Origin of the sequence: Nostoc sp., from assembly GCF_036917775.1 — a bacterium.
Lineage (GTDB): Bacteria > Cyanobacteriota > Cyanobacteriia > Cyanobacteriales > Nostocaceae > Nostoc.
Map to the genome: position 1 here is coordinate 14,540 of NZ_JBALEQ010000020.1, position 18,005 is coordinate 32,544.

Genomic DNA, 18,005 nt, shown 5'->3' on the forward strand with positions numbered 1-18,005 from the left:
GCAATTAGCAAAAGCGAGAATAATTCATTTAGAGTATATCAAATTTAAATTTGCTTTAACGTTCCTGCTCACCAGACGCAAATAATTTTTGCATCATACTGATAACTTAGACTCGTTCTGGTGCAGCAGGATTGTTATGCAGCGTTGCTACTATTGACCAATATAAGTTTGTAGAGATTTAAGCAAACGTTCAAAGCCATTTTTTTGAAAGATATCTACCCATTGCCTTCCACTAAGTCGGTCAGGGAGTGAACATTCTTCTAATCTTGCAGGTATAAGAAAAATAGAACCTTCAGGTTTTTCATCAGCTACATCAAGAGCATACTTGATTTCCTTTTGAACAAAGCCAGCTTTACTAACTGATGTACGTGACAGGCAAACTATGACGATATTACTCTCACGGACTGCTTTTGCAATTTCATATCTCCAGTCTTGTCCTGGCAGCAGATTTTCTTCATCTAACCAAGGTTTAACACCAGAGGCTAAGAGTCGATAGTAGAGTTCCCGAACAGTAGGTTTATCTTCACTACCGTGACAGAGAAATACCTTTAATGGTTGATCTGATACGGAAAAGCTTTGTTGCATTTTTTCAGCTCGCGGGTATATGATGGCACTTCTACAAAATCAAGCATATTTGTCCAAATTTTCCCTTGCATATAATACCATACATAACAAAATTAAAGTTAGGAATTAAACACTTAACTTAAATAGATCAAGTGACTTCGTTAGGAAGACTTTTTAGAGCTTCTTTCATGCCTTTTCGTATTCCTTCTCGGAGTGGAGAACTATCTTCGGGAAGATTATCTGGGGGTTGAACTAATGGTACATCAGATCCAGAACCAATGATTGCCAAATAGGCTTCCCTATAACCTCTAATAAATTCATCACGAACTGATTGTTGTCGTTTCTGTTCTTCACTAACTAAGCCATACTGACGATTCATTATCGCTTGAGTCTCTTCGCTCGGATGCCCCTCTCCAGATACTAAAACTTTGCCAAAATCAGACGGCTCAAATACTGCTTTTTCTATAATCGCATGTTTCATCGCTCGAAGCTGCAATATAGATAACTTAAGGTATGTAAAAATTGGTTGACCATAAGAGTTTTTACCTTTTATGAACATCACGATATCCTCCTTTTTTAAGAGTTCAACCTCTAACTTCTCTTCAGGCGTAATATTCGCAACTTGAAGCCAAGCCAATTCAACATAATTCTCTATCCAGTAGAAGTCAGTTTCATTCTTGACATCAAACCATTGATATCGTGCTATTTTTCGCGGCACATCAGCCCCATCAAAACGTATGGGAATAATAAATATGCGTCCTTCTGGCATCATTTCACTTCGTTCTAATGCAAGGCGAATTTCCTTTTGAATAAAGCCTTCTTTTCCCACAATATGGGGAGAGCATAGGATTAATACTAGTTTGCATTTCTCTAGATTTCTCTCGATTTCCTCTCTCCAATCCATGCCTGGAATCAGTGACATCTTGTCGTAGAAGACAGGTCTATCAGTTCTGTTAATCATCGAGTAAATTCTATTTGCCCGTTCACCGTCTTCTCGCGCGTAACTCAAGAAAATCATAGTTGCTTCCCTAACCCAAGGTAACTCATATACAAGTGATCTGTGGATACATAACAAGTAGTTGTTAGACTGAAATTTTCTGTCTAATTACCCCATTTAGGATAGTTATCTGGAATTTTTCTATCTATATAGTTGTATTATGATACTATATAGTTGTATTATGATACTATAAACTAGGCGATCTCATTAAACCATCCAATCCTCAATCAACAAGCCGGGTACTTTGCCTAAACCCCGATGGTTGCGTGTTAATATAACTGATTTACGAGATAGTGCGATCGCAGTAAAAGAAGTAGACTGTTGTAGCGATGTCTGCGACGGGCTTCGCCTACGCTTTCACTCGACAACACGCCACTGTATATTCATAACTGGGTGAAGTTAAGCGATCGCCTCTAACTCAGGAATGTGTTCAGTTTCGTAGTTTTCAATTAAAACACCAATAACTTCCATTAGAGACGCGAGTGGATGCGTCTCGTCTTCACCAACTTGATCGATGAGACAATCAAGTATCTCAACTAAGCGTTCATATTCCTCTTCCGTGTGAGGAACAAAGACGTTTTCCGCAATAGATGACCAAGCAGTGATGGTTTGATTTAGGTTGAAACTTTGCATTATTCCTTCCACTTTCCTTCATCATATTCTGAATGCGTTAACACAGCCCGAATGTAGACCTTTTGGCGGTTGTAATGAATTGCGGCAATTTTTTCTAGAGTAAAGTCGCTGTACACCATAATTTTGACTTAGGAATATTGGCTCTTCAGTTCCTTTTATGGAGTCGAATAATAAATAAAATCTAATCAAAGCCTATGTTCCTTGCTATGACTAGATTTTAAATTTTTGAGCCTTTCTATAAAACGGCTATTTTAATGCTGTAACATAAAACCAACGCAAGAGCCGGAATATTGTTTAATACACTTGAGGCACAAAAAATTGCTCATTGCGGGGGGCGCGAACATAATCCTCAGCCACGGGTCTAGACGGAAGGTCTAAGGGAGGAGGTGTCATGTCTTCGTAAGGAACTTTGCTCAACAAATGATGAATGCAGTTGAGCCGCGCCCGTCTTTTATCATCTGCTTCAATGGTAAACCAGGGGGCTTCTGGAATATTTGTGTAAGCAAACATGGTATCTTTTGCTTTGGAATATTCTACCCAGCGATCGCGTGATTCCAAATCCATTGGGCTGAGTTTCCAGCGTCTTGCTGGATCGTGACTGCGAGAAAGAAAGCGTTTTTCTTGTTCTTCATCGCTGACGGAGAACCAGTACTTGATTAAAACAATGCCCGATCGCACCAGCATTCGTTCAAATTCCGGGCAAGATTGCATGAATTCTTGATATTCTGCTTCGGTACAAAAACCCATCACCCGTTCAACTCCGGCTCGGTTGTACCAACTGCGATCAAAGAGGATAATTTCACCTGCTGCCGGAAGATGTTGCACGTAGCGCTGAAAATACCATTGAGTTTTCTCGCGATCGGAAGGAGTTCCCAGAGCAACTACACGACAGCCACGAGGATTGAGTGGATCGGCAATGCGTTTAATTACTCCTCCTTTGCCAGCAGCATCGCGCCCTTCAAATATGACGACAACCCGATAGCCAGTGTGCTTAATCCAGTATTGCATTTTGACTAGCTCAATCTGGAGTTGCTCTAGTTCAGTTTCAAAAGTCTTTTTGGGAATTTTTTTGGCAAAAGCTTCTGTGCTACCATCGAAAATCCGTTTAGATTTTTTAGCTTTTTTCTTGTCTTTTGCCTTTACTAGTTTTTCTATTAAATCTGTAGTAGGTTGAACTAGATCATTATTTTGTTTGTTTTCAACTTCATCAATTGACATCGCTGTTACCCCATGCCATTGAGTCGGCATAATTAGAGTTTATCTATCAAGTATATATTTTAATTAATGGTTCTAAGTGTAAATATATATAGATGCTCTGATATATAAGAAACAGTCCTAGACATAACCCTAACTCGCTAGACTAAATGTGGAGTTGTAAAGTAATTAGAAATTATGCCTTATAGTCAGTTTACAAATATCAGTAAAGTTAAAGAAGCTTTTGGCTTAAAAACGCAGGAAGGAGGGAGATTCATTCCTGTCACTGAGCCTATTGAAGCATCTGCTACACTCACGGCATATCTTGGAGAAAGTCTGTCACTAGCTTCTTCAGCAAGTGAAAAAGCGCGTTCTGAAGGAATTATTTACCCAGTATTATTAGAAGTTAGACGGATATTAAATCGGCAAATTAGCTTATTTTCTGGAGAAGATTTTACAGTTGATGAATCAGTTGGGCTTAATGGAATGTGTGATTTCCTTTTGAGCCGATCGCCGGAAGTGCTAGAAATTGAAGCTCCTGCAATTGTAATTGTGGAAGCAAAAAAAGCTGATTTAAGAACTGGTTTTGGACAATGTATTGCAGAGATGGTTGCGGCACAGCGATTCAATGCTGCAAAAAATCATCCAGTTTCGGTAATATATGGTTCTATTAGCAGTGGTACGCAATGGCGATTTCTGAAGCTTGAGGAAAATACTGTCACTATTGACTTGATGGATTATCCTCTTCCACCTGTGGAAGAAATTCTAGGAATTTTAGTTTGGATGGTTAAAAGCATTGGGGATATTTGAAATGACCATGCGATGCTTAACGTCATCATAATACTGCGATCGCTAATATCTTGAGGTAGTTAAGTTATGGGTTTTTATGCCGCGTTATTAAAGCATTATATTTAGGGTTTTAAGACTTCTTTCGCACCTTCAATAAAAAATTTGGCGATAGGGTGATCAATCATCTTTTCCAAAGCTGCAAAACTTCCTGCTTTCAGTCCTCGAATAATTCGGACTTTTAGTTCAGGATTTTTGTCAATTTCATCTAAAGCTTTCGCACGCAAAACTTCGGGACTATCACTGGGATAATCTACTGAAAGTTGATCTAGCAAAGCTTTAATATCTTTGGCAGCTTGCACCAAATCTTGAGAGTTGTTGATTTGGATTTTGCTTTTATCAACACCAGTTACAAAAGATCCTGATTGATTAATAATATCTCCCTTAGCAGAATTGTAATTGGTTTGTCCACCTTGACTACTCATAGCTTTTAAACTCCAATATATTCTAGTGAATATTGATTACCCAACTTTGACTCCATTTTCAAAGAGACCACTCTGATTTATAATGTCGCCATCAGAAACATTGAACGTGTAGTTTGCTGGTGCATCTCGGTTGTTCATAATCTCAATAAGCTTATCAATAATTTTATCTATAAGCTTTTGATTAGTAGATGCAATTAATTGCACACCTCCAGAGTTTGTTATTATACTGAGACCATATTTCTTGGGTCTAATAAATCGCTCTAAAATTCCCAGAACAACAAAAGAAAATAAAATTACTATAACCCAATTCAAGACCAACATATCTGGATTTCTCTTAACCAACTCAACCCCTAACCAACTTAATAAACCACATATGATAATGAAGCGTATATTAAAAGTATAACGCGGCTGAATGCGATATTTACTAACGCTAGTTACATTACTAACTTGATAAACTGTAGAACCCAACTTAAGGGTTCTATTGGTAATAGACAGAGTACTCATCGATTAAAAATTAGGGTTAAATAAATGGCTTCTAAACTATCATTTTTCAAGTTGTGTAAAACTTAACTTGCCCATCGGGGTTGTTCTGATTGAACTTGTCAGCAGCAATGCTCACCCGACCTGAGAGCTTGCTAATAATTCGCTCATGCAAGATCATAGCCTGTTCAATATGACCATCTTCAACCATTTTTTCAAAGACCCTCATGCTAACGTTGATAGCATTAATATCAGCTGCCAACTCATAATCTAACTGATCCATTCGACGCTCAATCATTCTACGTTGGTTGTCAGCACTTTCTCGAATCGCTAATCTCTTAGTCTCTTCTTCGGCAAGTTGTTTCGGTAGATCTAATGCCTTGTCAACCAATGGGACAATTTGAAAAGCCAATTCAATGTATTCTGAAATCTGCCGAATTTCAACAATTTCTGAATAGGGTCTACTTGGTATAATTTGGTCATCCATACGTTTATAATTACTCCTAATTGATAGGTTGAATTAGTTCTTGCTGCAAGATTTTCTTTAATGACTGTCCACCTCGATAACAAGCTTCAACAGCTTTTTGATCTGCTTCTTGCAATTCGGAAAATTTTTTGCTTTGTGAGGATAATTGAATCACAGTATCAAGATAGCGCATTATATAATTCACAGCAACTTCATGAACTAACTTTGCTTGCTTAATTTTTTCTGAAGCTTTTCCATAGATTCTTATAGCTCCACTGATTTGTTCACACATCAAATCAACATCTGCTTGTAATTTCTCAAGTTTTGTGCGTTGCTGAGATGCAGTAAATAAATAGAAAATCCCACTAATCGCTGCGGAAATAACAATAGATGTCGCAATAGATCCAACATCTCCTTTTTGCAGCTTCATAAGATTTTTACCTTGCAAAGAACTCGCTATATTCTGTGCAAATCTTTGAGATATTCCTGTCAACTCCCCATTAATCGCACTGGGCTGTAAATTACTGGGATAGACAAAATCAATAGCAACCTTAAGTTCTCTTGGTGTTGAAATATTTTCATCTCTGCGATACAGTTCGTCGAAGTATGAGCTAATTGCATTTTCATACTTTGGTATTAACTCCATTTGCAACTGATTTCTATATTGATTGAATTTCTCAACATCATCATTAAGCACTAATTCAGCATCTTGTATGTGTTTTTGAGCCATTTCATAGCGCCGTTCGATTGACTCTGCCCACTCTTTAGGGTTCTCGAAAATGTTTTTCGTTGACCGCTTATGTGAAGTTTGAATAGATGAGTCGTATTCATATAAATCTTCTCGTTGTCGCGCCAAGGCAATTGACTTTCTACGTTGCTCCTCAGCCTTTCTACGTTGCTCCTCAGCCCTTCTACGTTGCTCCTCAGCCCTTCTACGTTGCTTTTCTTTTTTCTGCCTTGACCAAAGAAGATACCCTATAAGGTTAACCACACCTAAGATAATCGCTGTTTTAGGTGCTACTGCCAATAAGATTAGGTAAATAAGCCCCAGAATAAAAAAACCAACTAGCTTTAAGCAGCCAATCATTGTAGCCCCTCAAATATCGACTCTATAAATAACTGACCAGTGCTGCGGCTACCATAAACTAACCTTTAAGCAACCGCCAAAACTGATTGTTTTCATGGGCAAGTGCAAGGAATGTGTGCAGAGCCACTTAACTATTTATTAGACTGAAAGTTTCCATATAATTAACCGATTTGGGATATTCGTCTGGAATCCTTTCATCATAATAATTAAGTAGAACTACATAAATAATTAAAGATTTTGTAATCACTTACCGTTCGTGGAAGAAGATTTGATGAAGAGGAATGATCGACAAAATTGCTGTAAATATCAGGGATAGCCCTAAAAAACAAATAATCCCGTGATGTATGATTATTATTGTAATTATTTTGAGGTGTATATACTACATACTACTGAAAAGTTGTGTATGCTTTGAGACTGGCTTAAAAGTATTTTTAATCCGTAATCTTATTTGAGTTACGTTCGCTCATATCGCTTTTAGTCTAAACTCTAGTTAATGAGCAGAGGCAGAAAAGGTATTCTTCTTTCCTCCACTGCTCTCTTTGGTGAATATTCACCCCGATCGCTCGCTACCTACGGATTCATCCGAATCAAGTCTGTTAAAATACTATCCAAACTACCGTTAACTTGAATTCGATCGATCTTCTCTGCAATCCGCTCTAATACTTCAAGTTCCTTCAAACGCAATGCAACGGGGTTATCCTCCATCACTTTGGCAGTGTTTAGCATACTGCGAGTAGCAGCAGTTTCTTCTCTACGTCTGACTACGTTGGCTTGAGCAGTTTTTTCTGCCTCCACTACTTTGCTCAAGATAGCCTTAATCTCACCAGGTAAAATAATATCTTTGACACCTACAGAATCTACTTCAATTCCATATTCTGCGGCTTTCTGGCGGATGTATTCAGAGATACTTCTATCAATTGCACCTTTATCTTCTAATAAAGCATCTAAGTTGCGTTCGCCGACTGCACCACGCAAAGCAAACTGTAATTCTTTGTATAAGAAACCAGAAATATCTGATAACCCGTTTTTTGCCCTCAATGGGTCTTGGATACGGAAGCCAGCTGTCAAATTCAACCGCAGAGGTACTTTATCTTTAGAGAGGATGTCTTGACCGGATACTTCCATATTTTGTAGTCGCAGGTCAATGGTTTCGGTTTGAAAAGAGCGGCCAAATAACCACCAAGCGTGTACCCCTGGCGATCGCAGTCCTTGAAACTCTTGATTAATGTATACTAGTCCCACGTGTTGTGCTGGCACTTGGCAAATATGCAAACAGTTGCGACTGAGCAATTTCACTTCTGTTGCACCCTCAACCAATTCAGCCACTAAGTTAGGCTGTAACTGAGCATCTGCGCTGATATCGAGAATTTCTACTGCAACACCTTGCCAAAATAATTTGCGGCTGGTAGGTGGCAAAATAGAAATCACTTTCCCTCGATAGCGCACAATTGCAACTTGCGAAGTCTGTAATTGCACGGTTTGACAGTAGGCAGCAATAAAGTCGGGATGTTTTTCAATGAGTACATCTTCTAGGGGAAAATCTGGGTTAGGGATAATCCGGCTGAGGATTCGGACTGTAACATCTCTATCTACTGACCAAAAAGCATACTCTCCTGGTTCTAGAGGTCGCACAAAATTGTTTTGCAGATATAGTAAACCAATTTCATACTCTGAGATTTGGAACTTTTTCAGTCCATTCAATGCAACTGAGCGCAATTGCTGTACAAAGGAAGCAGGCAATTCTAAGCTTTCCTCTAAGTTGAATAGATGAGACTCTACCTCAATAAAACCACGCCAAAAAGCAATCAATTTATTTGGTGCAACGCTTACCCAATTCTGACCGTAGCGGACTAACGCAACTTGGTTGAATGCGGTTCTGATAATCAATAAATGTTCTTGTAGTTCAGCTTCATGATTTCGCAATAACAGTTCTAGGTTTTCAATTTGAGCTAATGACTGATTCAGGTCATAAATTTTTACTTGCCAATGGCGACCAAAATATGTGTGTGTACCGGGCTGCAAAATTTTCTTAAAATCACTGCGATGATATAAGATGCCCATTTCGTTAGGTTTGATATAAAACGTTTGCCACATAGTAATTTGCATAAATAATTTGTGTGATAGGTTAAGTAAGTTAGGCAATTACAACTAGCTAAAAAGATTAGAACAACACATTTATAACCTTGCTTGAACCCAAATACCACTGGTGTATCACAGCTTAAGTACTGGAGTAGACAAAATTCATTTTGAGGTTCTTTAGGCTTTACATCCCTTTAAACAGAAGCTAAAAGATTAGTTTTGATAGATTGTACTACTATATACTACAAACAATTTATTTACTCTGCCAGTGCAGGTTTTTACAGTTCCGGTGCGGGCAAAAGCTTCTCCAAAGCTGGATTAAGATTGCTGTTACTTTTCTCAAATTGCTCAATGGCAATCTAAAAAAGATAACCGCGCTCAAATATGCCGTTCACTTTGCCAATCCAGAATTCCCAAAGGAAAACCAGATGTAGGAAAAGGATGGAACATACTCAAGTTAGAGAGAGATACAGTTGCACTAGCTCTTTTACTGTTATAAATACCTGCATAACAGAGTAGGAAAAACAATAAAAAACAAGAAGTTTTTTTGATTGGGTCTTTTTCAATACCCAATAATTCTGCGGCCTTGTCCCTAACAAGGTGCCCGTACCCAGGGCGAGGGTTTTTTGGTGAAAGTATAGGAATCGAACTTACAAATAATCGGCGATACACCGATCGCTCTACCAAATGAGCTAACTTTCATGGTGAAATAGTTTAAAGTACTGAGCGGTATACGCTATTACCAGAGGTTAGCGTACCAGTAGGGTATACAGAACCCAAACTACAGCTTTGTGGCTTTGTTACTATCTCGGTTCAAATCTAGCACAGGAAAAAAGTTAAAAAGGCGAATTTCATTTGCACTGGCTATTTTTGGCTGAGGTACACCTAAATGAGTCTTTCTTAGCAAAATAAGCAGCTTTAAAAACGTACTTCATCTTTTTGAGTGTCACCATATTTCTGCTTGATGCGTTCCACGCTTGATTTAAATTCTGCACCTTTGTTCGGGTTAATCATTGCTACATAATTTGCAAACCCGGTAATTGCGGCAATTAAATTAGTTGATTTTCCCCAAGTTTTTCCTGATAAACCTTCTTGTTCAATTTGATATAGAGTTGCACGAAAGGCTTTTAATGTCTTTTTAGATATATTTAATTGTGTATTTACAATAACACCTGTTACTTCTTGCTGCACTGATTTACTGGAAATCTTGGTTTTATTATCATTAACAGTAAAACCTTCACTAGTAATAATAACTTTAGTATTTTTCATCAAATTAGATATTTTTGATGATACATATTCAAAAGTAGAAAATGTTAAATCGTCAGCATACCGCGTATAGCAAAACCCAAGATTTTCAGCGATCGCAGCAAGACGACTATCGAGATTACGGCAAACTAGATTAGAAATAGCAGGACTTGCAGGCGAACCTTGAGGTAAATAGCGGTTTTCTGAAGCTGTATAATTAATTTGTCCGTTTATTGCTATTTCAGCAGTCGTACAAATCAACCCGAAAATTGTCGCTGTAGGTTCTGAATAACCAAACCCAGAAAATAATTCTTTGACGCGGTTGTAAGAAATTGACTGAAAAAAATTCTTTAAATCAATATTGACTATTACATTTGCACCAACATGGGGTTTAGCATTGGTGACTATCGAACGATTTTTACAAAAGCCGTGCGCTGCATTGTGAACTTCTAATTTCTCTAAAATATTCTCTAGAATCCACCTTTGAGCAGCTTTCAGTTCAGGCTTTGGTGCAGAAATAATTCTTTCTCCACCTGTCTTTTTTGCAATTTTGAAAGGGAGGTAATGTCTAGTTTGGGATGTATTAGTTGTTAAAAAGTGCAGTTTTTCCGGGCTTATCCCCATCGCCAAGGCTATTTCTTCGGCAGTATTGTATTCAGCTAAACCATGCGATGCCTGCGGCGGGCGTAGCCATCGCAAAAGTGCTAAATTATCAGTCTGCAACTTTTCTAAATTACTTTCAGTCGCTAATGGGGTAGTGCTGAGATTTTTGCTGTACATACTACAAAAGATTTTTTAACTCTGCAAGTGCAAGTGTTTACAGTTTAGGTGTGGGCAAAAGCTTCTCCAAAGCTGGATTAAGATTGCTGTTGCTTTTCTTCGACTGCTCAATGGCAATCTACAAAAAGAGAACAGCGCTCAAATATACCGTTCGCTTGCCAATCTAGAATCTCGAAGAAAAACTAGATGTAGAAAACAAAGGGACATACTCAAGTTAGGGAGAAATGCAGTTGCGCTTACTCCTTAACTGTGGCTACCGAACATCATTCTTACGAGTAATGACCGATAGCAGAACACCTGCACCGCAGAGTTGAGAAAATGAGGGGTTTCGAATCTGTTGAGATTCGTACCATATTGGCTACCTTGGAAGGGTATTGTCTTTTAACCCGGACAGGGTTCTGGGTGAAAGTATAGGAATCGAACCTACAACACATCGATTATGAGTCGATTGCTCTACCAGTGAGCTAACTTCCTGGAGTTTGATACAGGAGTCGAACCTGTGACGAATCGATTATGAGTCGATCGCTCTACCAACTGAGCTAATCAAACAATGGTATAGTTTAAAGGACTCGGCGGTATACGCTTATGCAAAAGCTTGGCGCACCAGTTAGGCATATAGAACCTAAACCATAGCTTTGTAACTTTTTTACTATTCCGCTCCAAATTTAGCATATTGGAAATTCTAGGTGTAGGCTTAAATATTGTCTGACTCAAGTTGCAACATATCGCGCATAAAAATCACCAGTCTTAGATAGGTTTGATGAAATTGCTTTTCGTTGTTGAACTGGTGACTTTCATAAAAAACATTGTTACCAGTTGATATTTCAAGAATATCCATCTCACAAGCTCCTGACTCCCAAACCGTTACTCTACCGAGATGTAATAAACTCTCAAAGTCAAGACACATAGCTGGATTATCACTAGATTTACAGTAAGTGAGTGTATATTTCAGGCGATAAGCAGCGAAACGCGATCTTAATCCTGATTGAAATCGGTCAAAACCTCGTTCTGAAATTAGCTGTGTTAGTGGATTTAGACTCATTCCTTATATTGTTGAAAGCAGGAGTATTATTAATTTGCCCCAACTCCGCAAAAAATAAGTAGCTCATCGTAGACTTTGAGCTACACGCCTCAATTTAATAGATGCTCATAATTTATTGCTGTAACTCAGTCTGGGAAAGCTAGACCAGTCATTGGGTCACGAATATATAATCCTAATGTGAGGCTACGCATAGCTTCATCCCAAACGGGTATTAGTTGTTCTGCTTGATCTGCCCAATAATCGAATGTAATCAAGCACTGAACATTTGACCCCAAACCAATGCAAGTCCGCGAAAATGCTTCCCGTGGTTCTTCTTGAACATCAATGAACTTCATCTCTGTCCAGACAATTCTGGCTGTTTGGCGCTTGACGGTAATAATTTCTCCCCTCTCAATGATGTTGCGGCTGTCGTCTTCCATCACCTTTTTCAATGTAGATTTTAGGGGAAACTGGCTCCAGTCGTTGGGTGGGAGACGATTGAAAGATACTTCTAGACAGCAATCATCGTTAGGCGGTTTTTTATCGAGGAATTTGAAAGATTTGTCTTGTGGCTCAAGAATCCAATCCTGGGGAACATTGAAGCGAACAGCGCCTCTATCTGCTACAAATATTTTGTAACCTGATGGAGATTCCCAACGATGGTCAGGTTTTAGTTCAAGCGTTTCTTTTATCCACTGGAGATTGCTTTTTTTACGCTTTGCCATAGGGTTTCTGCATTTCCTGCTAAAGAGAGCAATGTGGAATAGCCCATTGTAGACATTGCTCTTTTTGTTAATGTTATCAAATTGCTAGGATTTTGAATAACTCTTATATTAAATTAATAAGATTTTAGGGATTTTATATCAAGGAATCCAAGGTAACTGTAACGTTGTGATTAAAGTTTCAGCTTTTAGCATTAAAATCTTAGCCGCAGTGTTCATGGTTATGGATCATGTGTGCTATTTACTAATGCCTGAGTTTAGAATTTTGCACTTTATTGGACGATTGAGTTTTCCCCTGTTTGCATGGCTTTTGGTTAAAGGCGAAAAACACACCCAAAATGTATACCGCTATGGTAGCAGACTATTAATTACAGCAATTATATCTCAGCCTATTTATAGTTTTGTTTTTCGGAGTTTATCACTTAATATTCTCTACACGCTTGTTCTTGGACTTGTGATGTTGCGCTTAGTAAGGCGTTATTCGCAATTATGGCAGCAATTAATAATTATTGGATTGAGTGCAGCAGTTGCCGAGAGTTTGGGTGTTGAATATGGAGCTTATGGGATTGGAGTAATTTTCTTGATGTCTTTAACAGACAAATTCAAGCCTAGCGTATGGTTGCTCTGCTGGTGCATCTTTGAGTTTATTTTAGGAACTTTATTTATCCATAATATATTTCAACATTGGGCACTTTTTGCAGGATTTATTGTTTCCCAATTCAATGGTAAACAAGGTTCACGAGCTAAATGGTTTTATCTGTTCTACCCAGCTCATTTAATTATTTTAGGTATAATAAATTATTTTATACAGTACAGATAGGATTTAAGATTTGAGCTGCGTGATTGTCAGATCATAATTCAAGCCAAAGTCGGCAGCAAAAAGATTGAACCAGAGGCATTCCCTAAGCCTGCAACATATACAGTAATTAAAAAAACTAATTTAAGCGATTGCAAAATTTTATTACCGAACAATTTAAAAATCAGATAGATATAATTGTTTACATAAGGTAGATACTATAGAGGTCAATATCTTACTTTAGGAAGATACCTTTTTCAGAAACTACTTTTATTAGGTCATAAATTGAAAAACAAATAGTAGATATACATTTCATTCAATGATATTCATCAGATAAATCTTATAAATCTTAGTCTTTTGTTAACGTTTACCAGTTATGATGCCAGAGTAGTGAATGATAATAATTCACATTTGGATATCTAGGGATAATTGTGTCATCCAGAAAATATATCCTAGATTTATCTTCCAAGCTACAAAATGTAGCCGAAAGTAACTATTCAACAGGTAAATCTTTAAGGTAACAAGCATGAATTATACTATCGAGTCTGCACGCAACATTTTCTCTAGCACTCAAGTAGCAGATGCTGTTCCAGCCACTACAGCAATGTTTGCTGAACTCAACATTGATGATCAATTGGCATTTCTCTGGTATGCCTACGCTGAACTAGGCCGTACAATTACTCCAGCTGCTCCCGGAAAAGCAAATCTCCAATTAATGGAAGGTATATTCAACGATATTAAGCGAATGTCTCATGAAGAACAAACGCAATTAATGAGAGATTTAGCAAGTAATGCTGACACTCCTATTAGCCGTTCTTATGCCTACTTTGGTGTCAACGCCAAGCTGGGATTTTGGTGGCAGTTAGGAGAGTGGATGAAAGAGGGTATTGTTGCTCCTATGCCAGTTGGCTATCAAATGTCAACTCAAGTTAAAGCAGTGCTAGAAGCTGTTCAGAAAATCGATCAGAGTCAGCAAATTACTGTACTACGCAATACTGTAGTAAATATGGGATTTGATCCGTCTCTGGCTGATAAAAAACAGGCAGAAGTCATAAACTTTAAGTTCCCACGTACATCCCTAAGTCCCCAATTTACTATTGAGGGAGTTACAGAACCAACAGTGCTGAAATACATTGAAGCTATGAATGCAGATAACTTTGAAGCTGCTGTTGCTTTATTTGCTAACAACGGTGCGCTGCAACCACCCTTCCAAAAACCAATTGTTGGCCGAGAAGCTATCACTTCTTACCTAAGAGATGAGGGACAAGGGTTAGTGATGAAGCCAACTAAAGGCGTTTCGGAAACTATCGAAGATGGTTATACACAGCATAAAGTTACTGGTACAGTCGAAACCCCTTGGTTTGGAGGTAATGTTGGGATGAACATTGCTTGGCGATTTTTACTCGATCCTCAAGGTCAAATTTATTTCGTGGCTATTGACTTACTGGCTTCTCCCAAAGAACTGCTTAACCTAACTCGCAAGTAAATTTTCTTTGCTTTCTTAAATTGTGATTGTCTAAGATGATGTCTTAAAAGGTTTTTTTGCTTTCATTGTTAGGAAAGCATTGCATCTGAGTAAGTAAGTTGGCGCGGAAAAACCCAAGTATATTACGAAACGTAAATAGGCTTAAAGTCCTTACTAATGACCAATGACAAAGGACAAATGACAGCCCTCACCAGTTAGCTTTAATTGCGCCAACCTACTTACATAGCTAAAATATTAATTTGGCGTTGTAATAACCCTGACAGAACTGCAAAATTATAACTTTCGGGACTTTTAAAACATCCTTTAAGCGCCATAACGCTCATCAAATAAAATCTGAATCAATGCTCGGTTCTAGGTGAACCGAGCTTCAGTTAAATGTAGGCAAGCTAGTGTAAATTGGAAATTGGCTGTTCACTCAAATCAACGTCAACCACGTTTCCCAGTATTGTTGATTTAAACAAGCGTTATGTTGCCGCGTTATTCTCCGTCAATTTTGACTCACAACAACTTATCGTAAAAAGTTTACTGCATCTGGCTGCTTTACATGATCGACTTCGCCTATTCTCTGCATCCAGTCTCGTCTAAGTTGGGTACGTTCCATAGTTGTGCCAAACTCATCAATCCAAACATCTGAAGCAACTTCCTGTAAGAAAATCTGCCATTCAGTACGGACACCTTCAGCACGTAATACCCGATCAACAAATTCTTCGACAATAGCGAAGCCTGCTTGACTTGGTTCTTTTAAAAGAGACTTAAGTTCTTTTTCACAGTTGTTAACTGCTTCAGCTTGAGCTTTAGAGAGATTATTTGCAATTTTTTCAGCAGGGGAAGATGTATGTATTTTTACTGTTTTTATATCTATCCATCTGTCTAGCAAACCTACTTCAAGGCTGTAGGTTGTTCTATTGGGAGTTAAAACATCAAGATGCCTTCTAATTCTATGTTGAACCAGTCCTCGATATTGAAGGTCGAAGGTTGCAAGTGTCTGAAAACCAAGTTTTAAACCAGCTAAATTTTCTGGAATTTTCTCTGCCAACTGCTTTAAGAATTCACTTCCATTACCTTCAGCAATCTTTTCTAATTTGCCATGAGTCTTTAGAACTGCTACTACACGAGACTTTGCTTGCTCTAAAGATTCCTTTAATGCAATATCCAAAGAAAGAAATTGTTTTGAAAGATGAGTACGGACTTCATGCAAAGACTCAGCATAAGCAGTCATGTATGCCCCATTAGCATAACACTTTTGCTGAATCTCCTCCAATTCAGGAACTCCCGTTTGTGATCGACAAGCTGTGATCGCAGAATCAACGGCGGACTTAAAGTTTTTATCGTCGGTATCTCGCTCAGAGATCATTGATGAAGTTAGACGTTCAAGTTCTCTGGTCAAATCATTCCAAAACTTGCCAAAAAGTTCAAGGAATTTTGGAAACCAATCATCTCTGGATGCTTGTCTCCAAGCATCCTTAGCTTTTTCTAACTCAACGGCAACAGTTCTTTGAAGCTGAATCAGTCTATCTTGACAGGCAGAAGCATATTGTCGGTCTAATACTTCAACCCTCTGTCCTAGATAATGTAAGACTCGATCTAATATTTCAGTTTGTGCTTCTTTGGAGTTAGCACAGTCTGAAATTATAAAATCTTGAACATCAATGTGTTTCTCAGATATTGTTGCAGCTAAACTTTCACAATTTCTTCGATTATCAGAACTTCCGCTGATCTGGTTGAGTACCATAAAAGACCATTCTTTAATAGGAAGGTCAATTAGGGCACTATTAGCCATATCATAAAGTTCAACGTCCTCTTTTGCCCAGAAATCACCAGTAGATTTGGGCATTCGTACAAATAAAACTAAGTCAATGTCCTGTCCTAATGTTTTTATCATTCGCTCTTCATCACCAATCCCGGTGTCTCCTAAACCAGGCATATCAACTAAAGCGATTTGTCCGATATCTACATTTGGGAAAGAACAGACAATTTTTACCTCTCGAACTGCCAAGTAATTAAAGTATATACGTCGTCTGTCTAACGTATCTTGAGCTACATACTCTCGGATTTCATGTCGTGGGACGCGACGCGGAGAAGGCTCTAACAAAACATTACGATATTTATGAAGATTTTGGTGATATCTACAAAGATGATCGTACTTAGCCGCAGCCTGTCTTTTTTCAGCTAACTCTCTAGGAAGTTCTGGTAGTAGAATATCAGCAAAATCTTGAATAGAACGCGGTCTAGAACCAAGATGAAGTTGCTCGTAGTAAGGGGCAATCACTTCATCTAGGAAGGAACGCTCAGTATGAAACCAAACTTCAGCATAAGTTTCTCCTACCTCTGAGTTGTGGTGAACGTTGCTACGAACTCCTGTACAGTGTTGGTCATCACCATCTGGAATCTCAGCCGTTGATAACCCTGTCAAACTTTGGAGAAGTCGGCTTTTACCTTGTCTAGCGCGTCCTACCACCCCAATGTTAAGGGTATTACGGGAAAACCGAGACTTAAGACTGTTGAGAGCAGTTAACTCAGTATCAATACTTCTCTGAATGGCAGAACAATCAATTTCTCTAAGTCTTCCAATTGTGCCAGGATCGCCAACCCTATCAATTAACTGGTCACGCTGCTTTTCAAGTTGACGTAAGGCCGCTGAAAGAGTTTTGAGATTAATCTCTACGATTTCAATTTTTTGACCTAAAGGACGGCGCTTTTGAATTATCTGAGCGATTTGGGTGGCTCTTGGTGTTGCAGCACTGTCAATTTGCATAATTGATGGCATAGCTTATTGCTCTTTAGTAAGCTTAATTTGAGAATTATTAAGTAGTTCTATAGCTGAGTATTCCCTAACAACACACATACTGAACAGCCGCCCTACAAAATTTTTCTCAGCAGTAATTTAAATCTCTGCTAACTGGTAGTTGGTGCATTGAAGCGTTATGTTTTGCGATCGCACTACCATCACAACGATCAAAACTAGCCATTGCAGCGAAAAAATATAGATAAAGTCAAATTTAGTTAGCAAAAGCAGCTTTTACTTTCTCAAACCCCAGTTTGCTTTCTCATTTTGGTGTTTTCCGCAAGCAAAAGCAGCTTTTACTTATTCAAACCCCAGTTTGCTTTCTCATTTTGGTGTTTTCCGCAAGCAAAAGCAGCTTTTACTTATTCAAACCCCAGTTTGCTTTCTCATTTTGGTGTT

The 18,005-nt window shown here is 38.4% G+C and carries 17 protein-coding genes and 3 tRNA genes; 3 read left to right on the forward strand and 17 right to left on the reverse strand.

What is annotated here, in order from left to right; all coding sequences use genetic code 11:
* Positions 1 to 150: 150 nt before the first annotated feature.
* From V7K69_RS02720 to ppk2, 5 genes are all read right to left on the reverse strand, one after another.
* Entirely contained in the window at positions 151 to 585 is a 435-nt protein-coding gene (locus V7K69_RS02720; protein ID WP_335031192.1) for a toll/interleukin-1 receptor domain-containing protein, read from the reverse strand.
* 127 nt (positions 586 to 712) lie between these two features.
* Entirely contained in the window at positions 713 to 1,573 is an 861-nt protein-coding gene (locus V7K69_RS02725) for a toll/interleukin-1 receptor domain-containing protein (protein ID WP_335031194.1), read from the reverse strand.
* Positions 1,574 to 1,960: 387 nt separating this feature from the next.
* Positions 1,961 to 2,194, reverse strand: coding sequence for a hypothetical protein (locus V7K69_RS02730; protein ID WP_335031196.1), 234 nt, complete (start codon positions 2,192 to 2,194; stop codon positions 1,961 to 1,963).
* Positions 2,194 to 2,313 (reverse strand): type II toxin-antitoxin system HigB family toxin, encoded by a 120-nt coding sequence (locus V7K69_RS02735; protein ID WP_335031198.1) that lies wholly within the window; start codon positions 2,311 to 2,313, stop codon positions 2,194 to 2,196. The genes V7K69_RS02730 and V7K69_RS02735 overlap by 1 nt, the downstream gene beginning before the upstream one ends.
* 175 nt (positions 2,314 to 2,488) lie before the next feature.
* Positions 2,489 to 3,442, reverse strand: a complete 954-nt coding sequence (gene ppk2, locus V7K69_RS02740; protein WP_335031200.1) for a polyphosphate kinase 2 — start codon at positions 3,440 to 3,442, stop codon at positions 2,489 to 2,491.
* 144 nt (positions 3,443 to 3,586) lie between these two features.
* On the opposite strand from ppk2, the gene V7K69_RS02745 reads away from it, so the two are divergent.
* Positions 3,587 to 4,198, forward strand: coding sequence for a hypothetical protein (locus V7K69_RS02745; protein WP_335031202.1), 612 nt, complete (start codon positions 3,587 to 3,589; stop codon positions 4,196 to 4,198).
* A 101-nt stretch (positions 4,199 to 4,299) separates the two neighbouring features.
* Here V7K69_RS02745 and V7K69_RS02750 read toward each other — a convergent pair whose 3' ends face one another.
* The 11 genes from V7K69_RS02750 to V7K69_RS02800 form a co-directional block, all read right to left on the reverse strand.
* A complete protein-coding gene (locus tag V7K69_RS02750) occupies positions 4,300 to 4,659 on the reverse strand; it encodes a hypothetical protein (RefSeq protein WP_335031204.1) in 360 nt (119 codons plus the stop codon).
* Positions 4,660 to 4,695: 36 nt separating this feature from the next.
* On the reverse strand, positions 4,696 to 5,163 hold the full coding sequence (locus tag V7K69_RS02755; protein WP_335031206.1) for a DUF6232 family protein: 468 nt from the start codon (positions 5,161 to 5,163) through the stop codon (positions 4,696 to 4,698).
* Between the two features lie 46 nt (positions 5,164 to 5,209).
* A complete protein-coding gene (locus tag V7K69_RS02760) occupies positions 5,210 to 5,626 on the reverse strand; it encodes a hypothetical protein (RefSeq protein WP_335031208.1) in 417 nt (138 codons plus the stop codon).
* A 16-nt stretch (positions 5,627 to 5,642) separates the two neighbouring features.
* Complete coding sequence (locus V7K69_RS02765; RefSeq protein ID WP_335031210.1) at positions 5,643 to 6,692, reverse strand: hypothetical protein; 1,050 nt, start codon at positions 6,690 to 6,692, stop codon at positions 5,643 to 5,645.
* A 570-nt stretch (positions 6,693 to 7,262) separates the two neighbouring features.
* Entirely contained in the window at positions 7,263 to 8,786 is a 1,524-nt protein-coding gene (locus tag V7K69_RS02770) for a slipin family protein (RefSeq protein WP_335031226.1), read from the reverse strand.
* Positions 8,787 to 9,400: 614 nt separating this feature from the next.
* Positions 9,401 to 9,473, reverse strand: a tRNA-Ile gene (locus V7K69_RS02775).
* A 216-nt stretch (positions 9,474 to 9,689) separates the two neighbouring features.
* Entirely contained in the window at positions 9,690 to 10,796 is a 1,107-nt protein-coding gene (locus tag V7K69_RS02780) for a reverse transcriptase family protein (RefSeq protein WP_335031212.1), read from the reverse strand.
* A gap of 399 nt (positions 10,797 to 11,195) precedes the next feature.
* Positions 11,196 to 11,270 (reverse strand) — tRNA-Met (locus V7K69_RS02785).
* Positions 11,270 to 11,345, reverse strand: a tRNA-Met gene (locus V7K69_RS02790). Before V7K69_RS02790 ends, V7K69_RS02785 begins: the two co-directional genes overlap by 1 nt.
* A gap of 145 nt (positions 11,346 to 11,490) precedes the next feature.
* A complete protein-coding gene (locus tag V7K69_RS02795; RefSeq protein ID WP_335031214.1) occupies positions 11,491 to 11,838 on the reverse strand; it encodes an immunity protein TriTu family protein in 348 nt (115 codons plus the stop codon).
* A gap of 125 nt (positions 11,839 to 11,963) precedes the next feature.
* On the reverse strand, positions 11,964 to 12,542 hold the full coding sequence (locus V7K69_RS02800) for a hypothetical protein (protein ID WP_335031216.1): 579 nt from the start codon (positions 12,540 to 12,542) through the stop codon (positions 11,964 to 11,966).
* Between the two features lie 166 nt (positions 12,543 to 12,708).
* Here V7K69_RS02800 and V7K69_RS02805 point away from each other — a divergent pair, with 166 nt between their 5' ends.
* Both V7K69_RS02805 and V7K69_RS02810 read left to right on the forward strand, forming a co-directional pair.
* The gene (locus V7K69_RS02805) at positions 12,709 to 13,359 is read left to right on the forward strand and encodes a TraX family protein (protein ID WP_335031218.1); all 651 of its coding nucleotides are present in this window, start codon (positions 12,709 to 12,711) and stop codon (positions 13,357 to 13,359) included.
* 502 nt (positions 13,360 to 13,861) lie between these two features.
* Positions 13,862 to 14,821: an orange carotenoid protein N-terminal domain-containing protein gene (locus V7K69_RS02810; RefSeq protein ID WP_335031220.1), complete on the forward strand. Its 960-nt coding sequence runs from the start codon at positions 13,862 to 13,864 to the stop codon at positions 14,819 to 14,821.
* 508 nt (positions 14,822 to 15,329) lie between these two features.
* On the opposite strand, the gene V7K69_RS02815 is transcribed toward V7K69_RS02810, so the two are convergent.
* Positions 15,330 to 17,588, reverse strand: a complete 2,259-nt coding sequence (locus V7K69_RS02815) for a hypothetical protein (protein WP_335031222.1) — start codon at positions 17,586 to 17,588, stop codon at positions 15,330 to 15,332.
* Positions 17,589 to 18,005 lie beyond the last annotated feature (417 nt).

Bases quoted from the DNA above. Each gene is read 5' to 3' on its own strand.
- V7K69_RS02720 (WP_335031192.1), bottom strand. From the start codon at position 585: ATGCAACAAAGCTTTTCCGTATCAGATCAACCATTAAAGGTATTTCTC.
- V7K69_RS02730 (WP_335031196.1), bottom strand. From the start codon at position 2,194: ATGCAAAGTTTCAACCTAAATCAAACCATCACTGCTTGGTCATCTATT.
- V7K69_RS02735 (WP_335031198.1), bottom strand. From the start codon at position 2,313: ATGGTGTACAGCGACTTTACTCTAGAAAAAATTGCCGCAATTCATTAC.
- ppk2 (WP_335031200.1), bottom strand. From the start codon at position 3,442: ATGCCGACTCAATGGCATGGGGTAACAGCGATGTCAATTGATGAAGTT.
- V7K69_RS02745 (WP_335031202.1), top strand. From the start codon at position 3,587: ATGCCTTATAGTCAGTTTACAAATATCAGTAAAGTTAAAGAAGCTTTT.
- V7K69_RS02750 (WP_335031204.1), bottom strand. From the start codon at position 4,659: ATGAGTAGTCAAGGTGGACAAACCAATTACAATTCTGCTAAGGGAGAT.
- V7K69_RS02755 (WP_335031206.1), bottom strand. From the start codon at position 5,163: ATGAGTACTCTGTCTATTACCAATAGAACCCTTAAGTTGGGTTCTACA.
- V7K69_RS02760 (WP_335031208.1), bottom strand. From the start codon at position 5,626: ATGGATGACCAAATTATACCAAGTAGACCCTATTCAGAAATTGTTGAA.
- V7K69_RS02765 (WP_335031210.1), bottom strand. From the start codon at position 6,692: ATGATTGGCTGCTTAAAGCTAGTTGGTTTTTTTATTCTGGGGCTTATT.
- V7K69_RS02770 (WP_335031226.1), bottom strand. From the start codon at position 8,786: ATGTGGCAAACGTTTTATATCAAACCTAACGAAATGGGCATCTTATAT.
- V7K69_RS02780 (WP_335031212.1), bottom strand. From the start codon at position 10,796: ATGTACAGCAAAAATCTCAGCACTACCCCATTAGCGACTGAAAGTAAT.
- V7K69_RS02795 (WP_335031214.1), bottom strand. From the start codon at position 11,838: ATGAGTCTAAATCCACTAACACAGCTAATTTCAGAACGAGGTTTTGAC.
- V7K69_RS02800 (WP_335031216.1), bottom strand. From the start codon at position 12,542: ATGGCAAAGCGTAAAAAAAGCAATCTCCAGTGGATAAAAGAAACGCTT.
- V7K69_RS02810 (WP_335031220.1), top strand. From the start codon at position 13,862: ATGAATTATACTATCGAGTCTGCACGCAACATTTTCTCTAGCACTCAA.
- V7K69_RS02815 (WP_335031222.1), bottom strand. From the start codon at position 17,588: ATGCCATCAATTATGCAAATTGACAGTGCTGCAACACCAAGAGCCACC.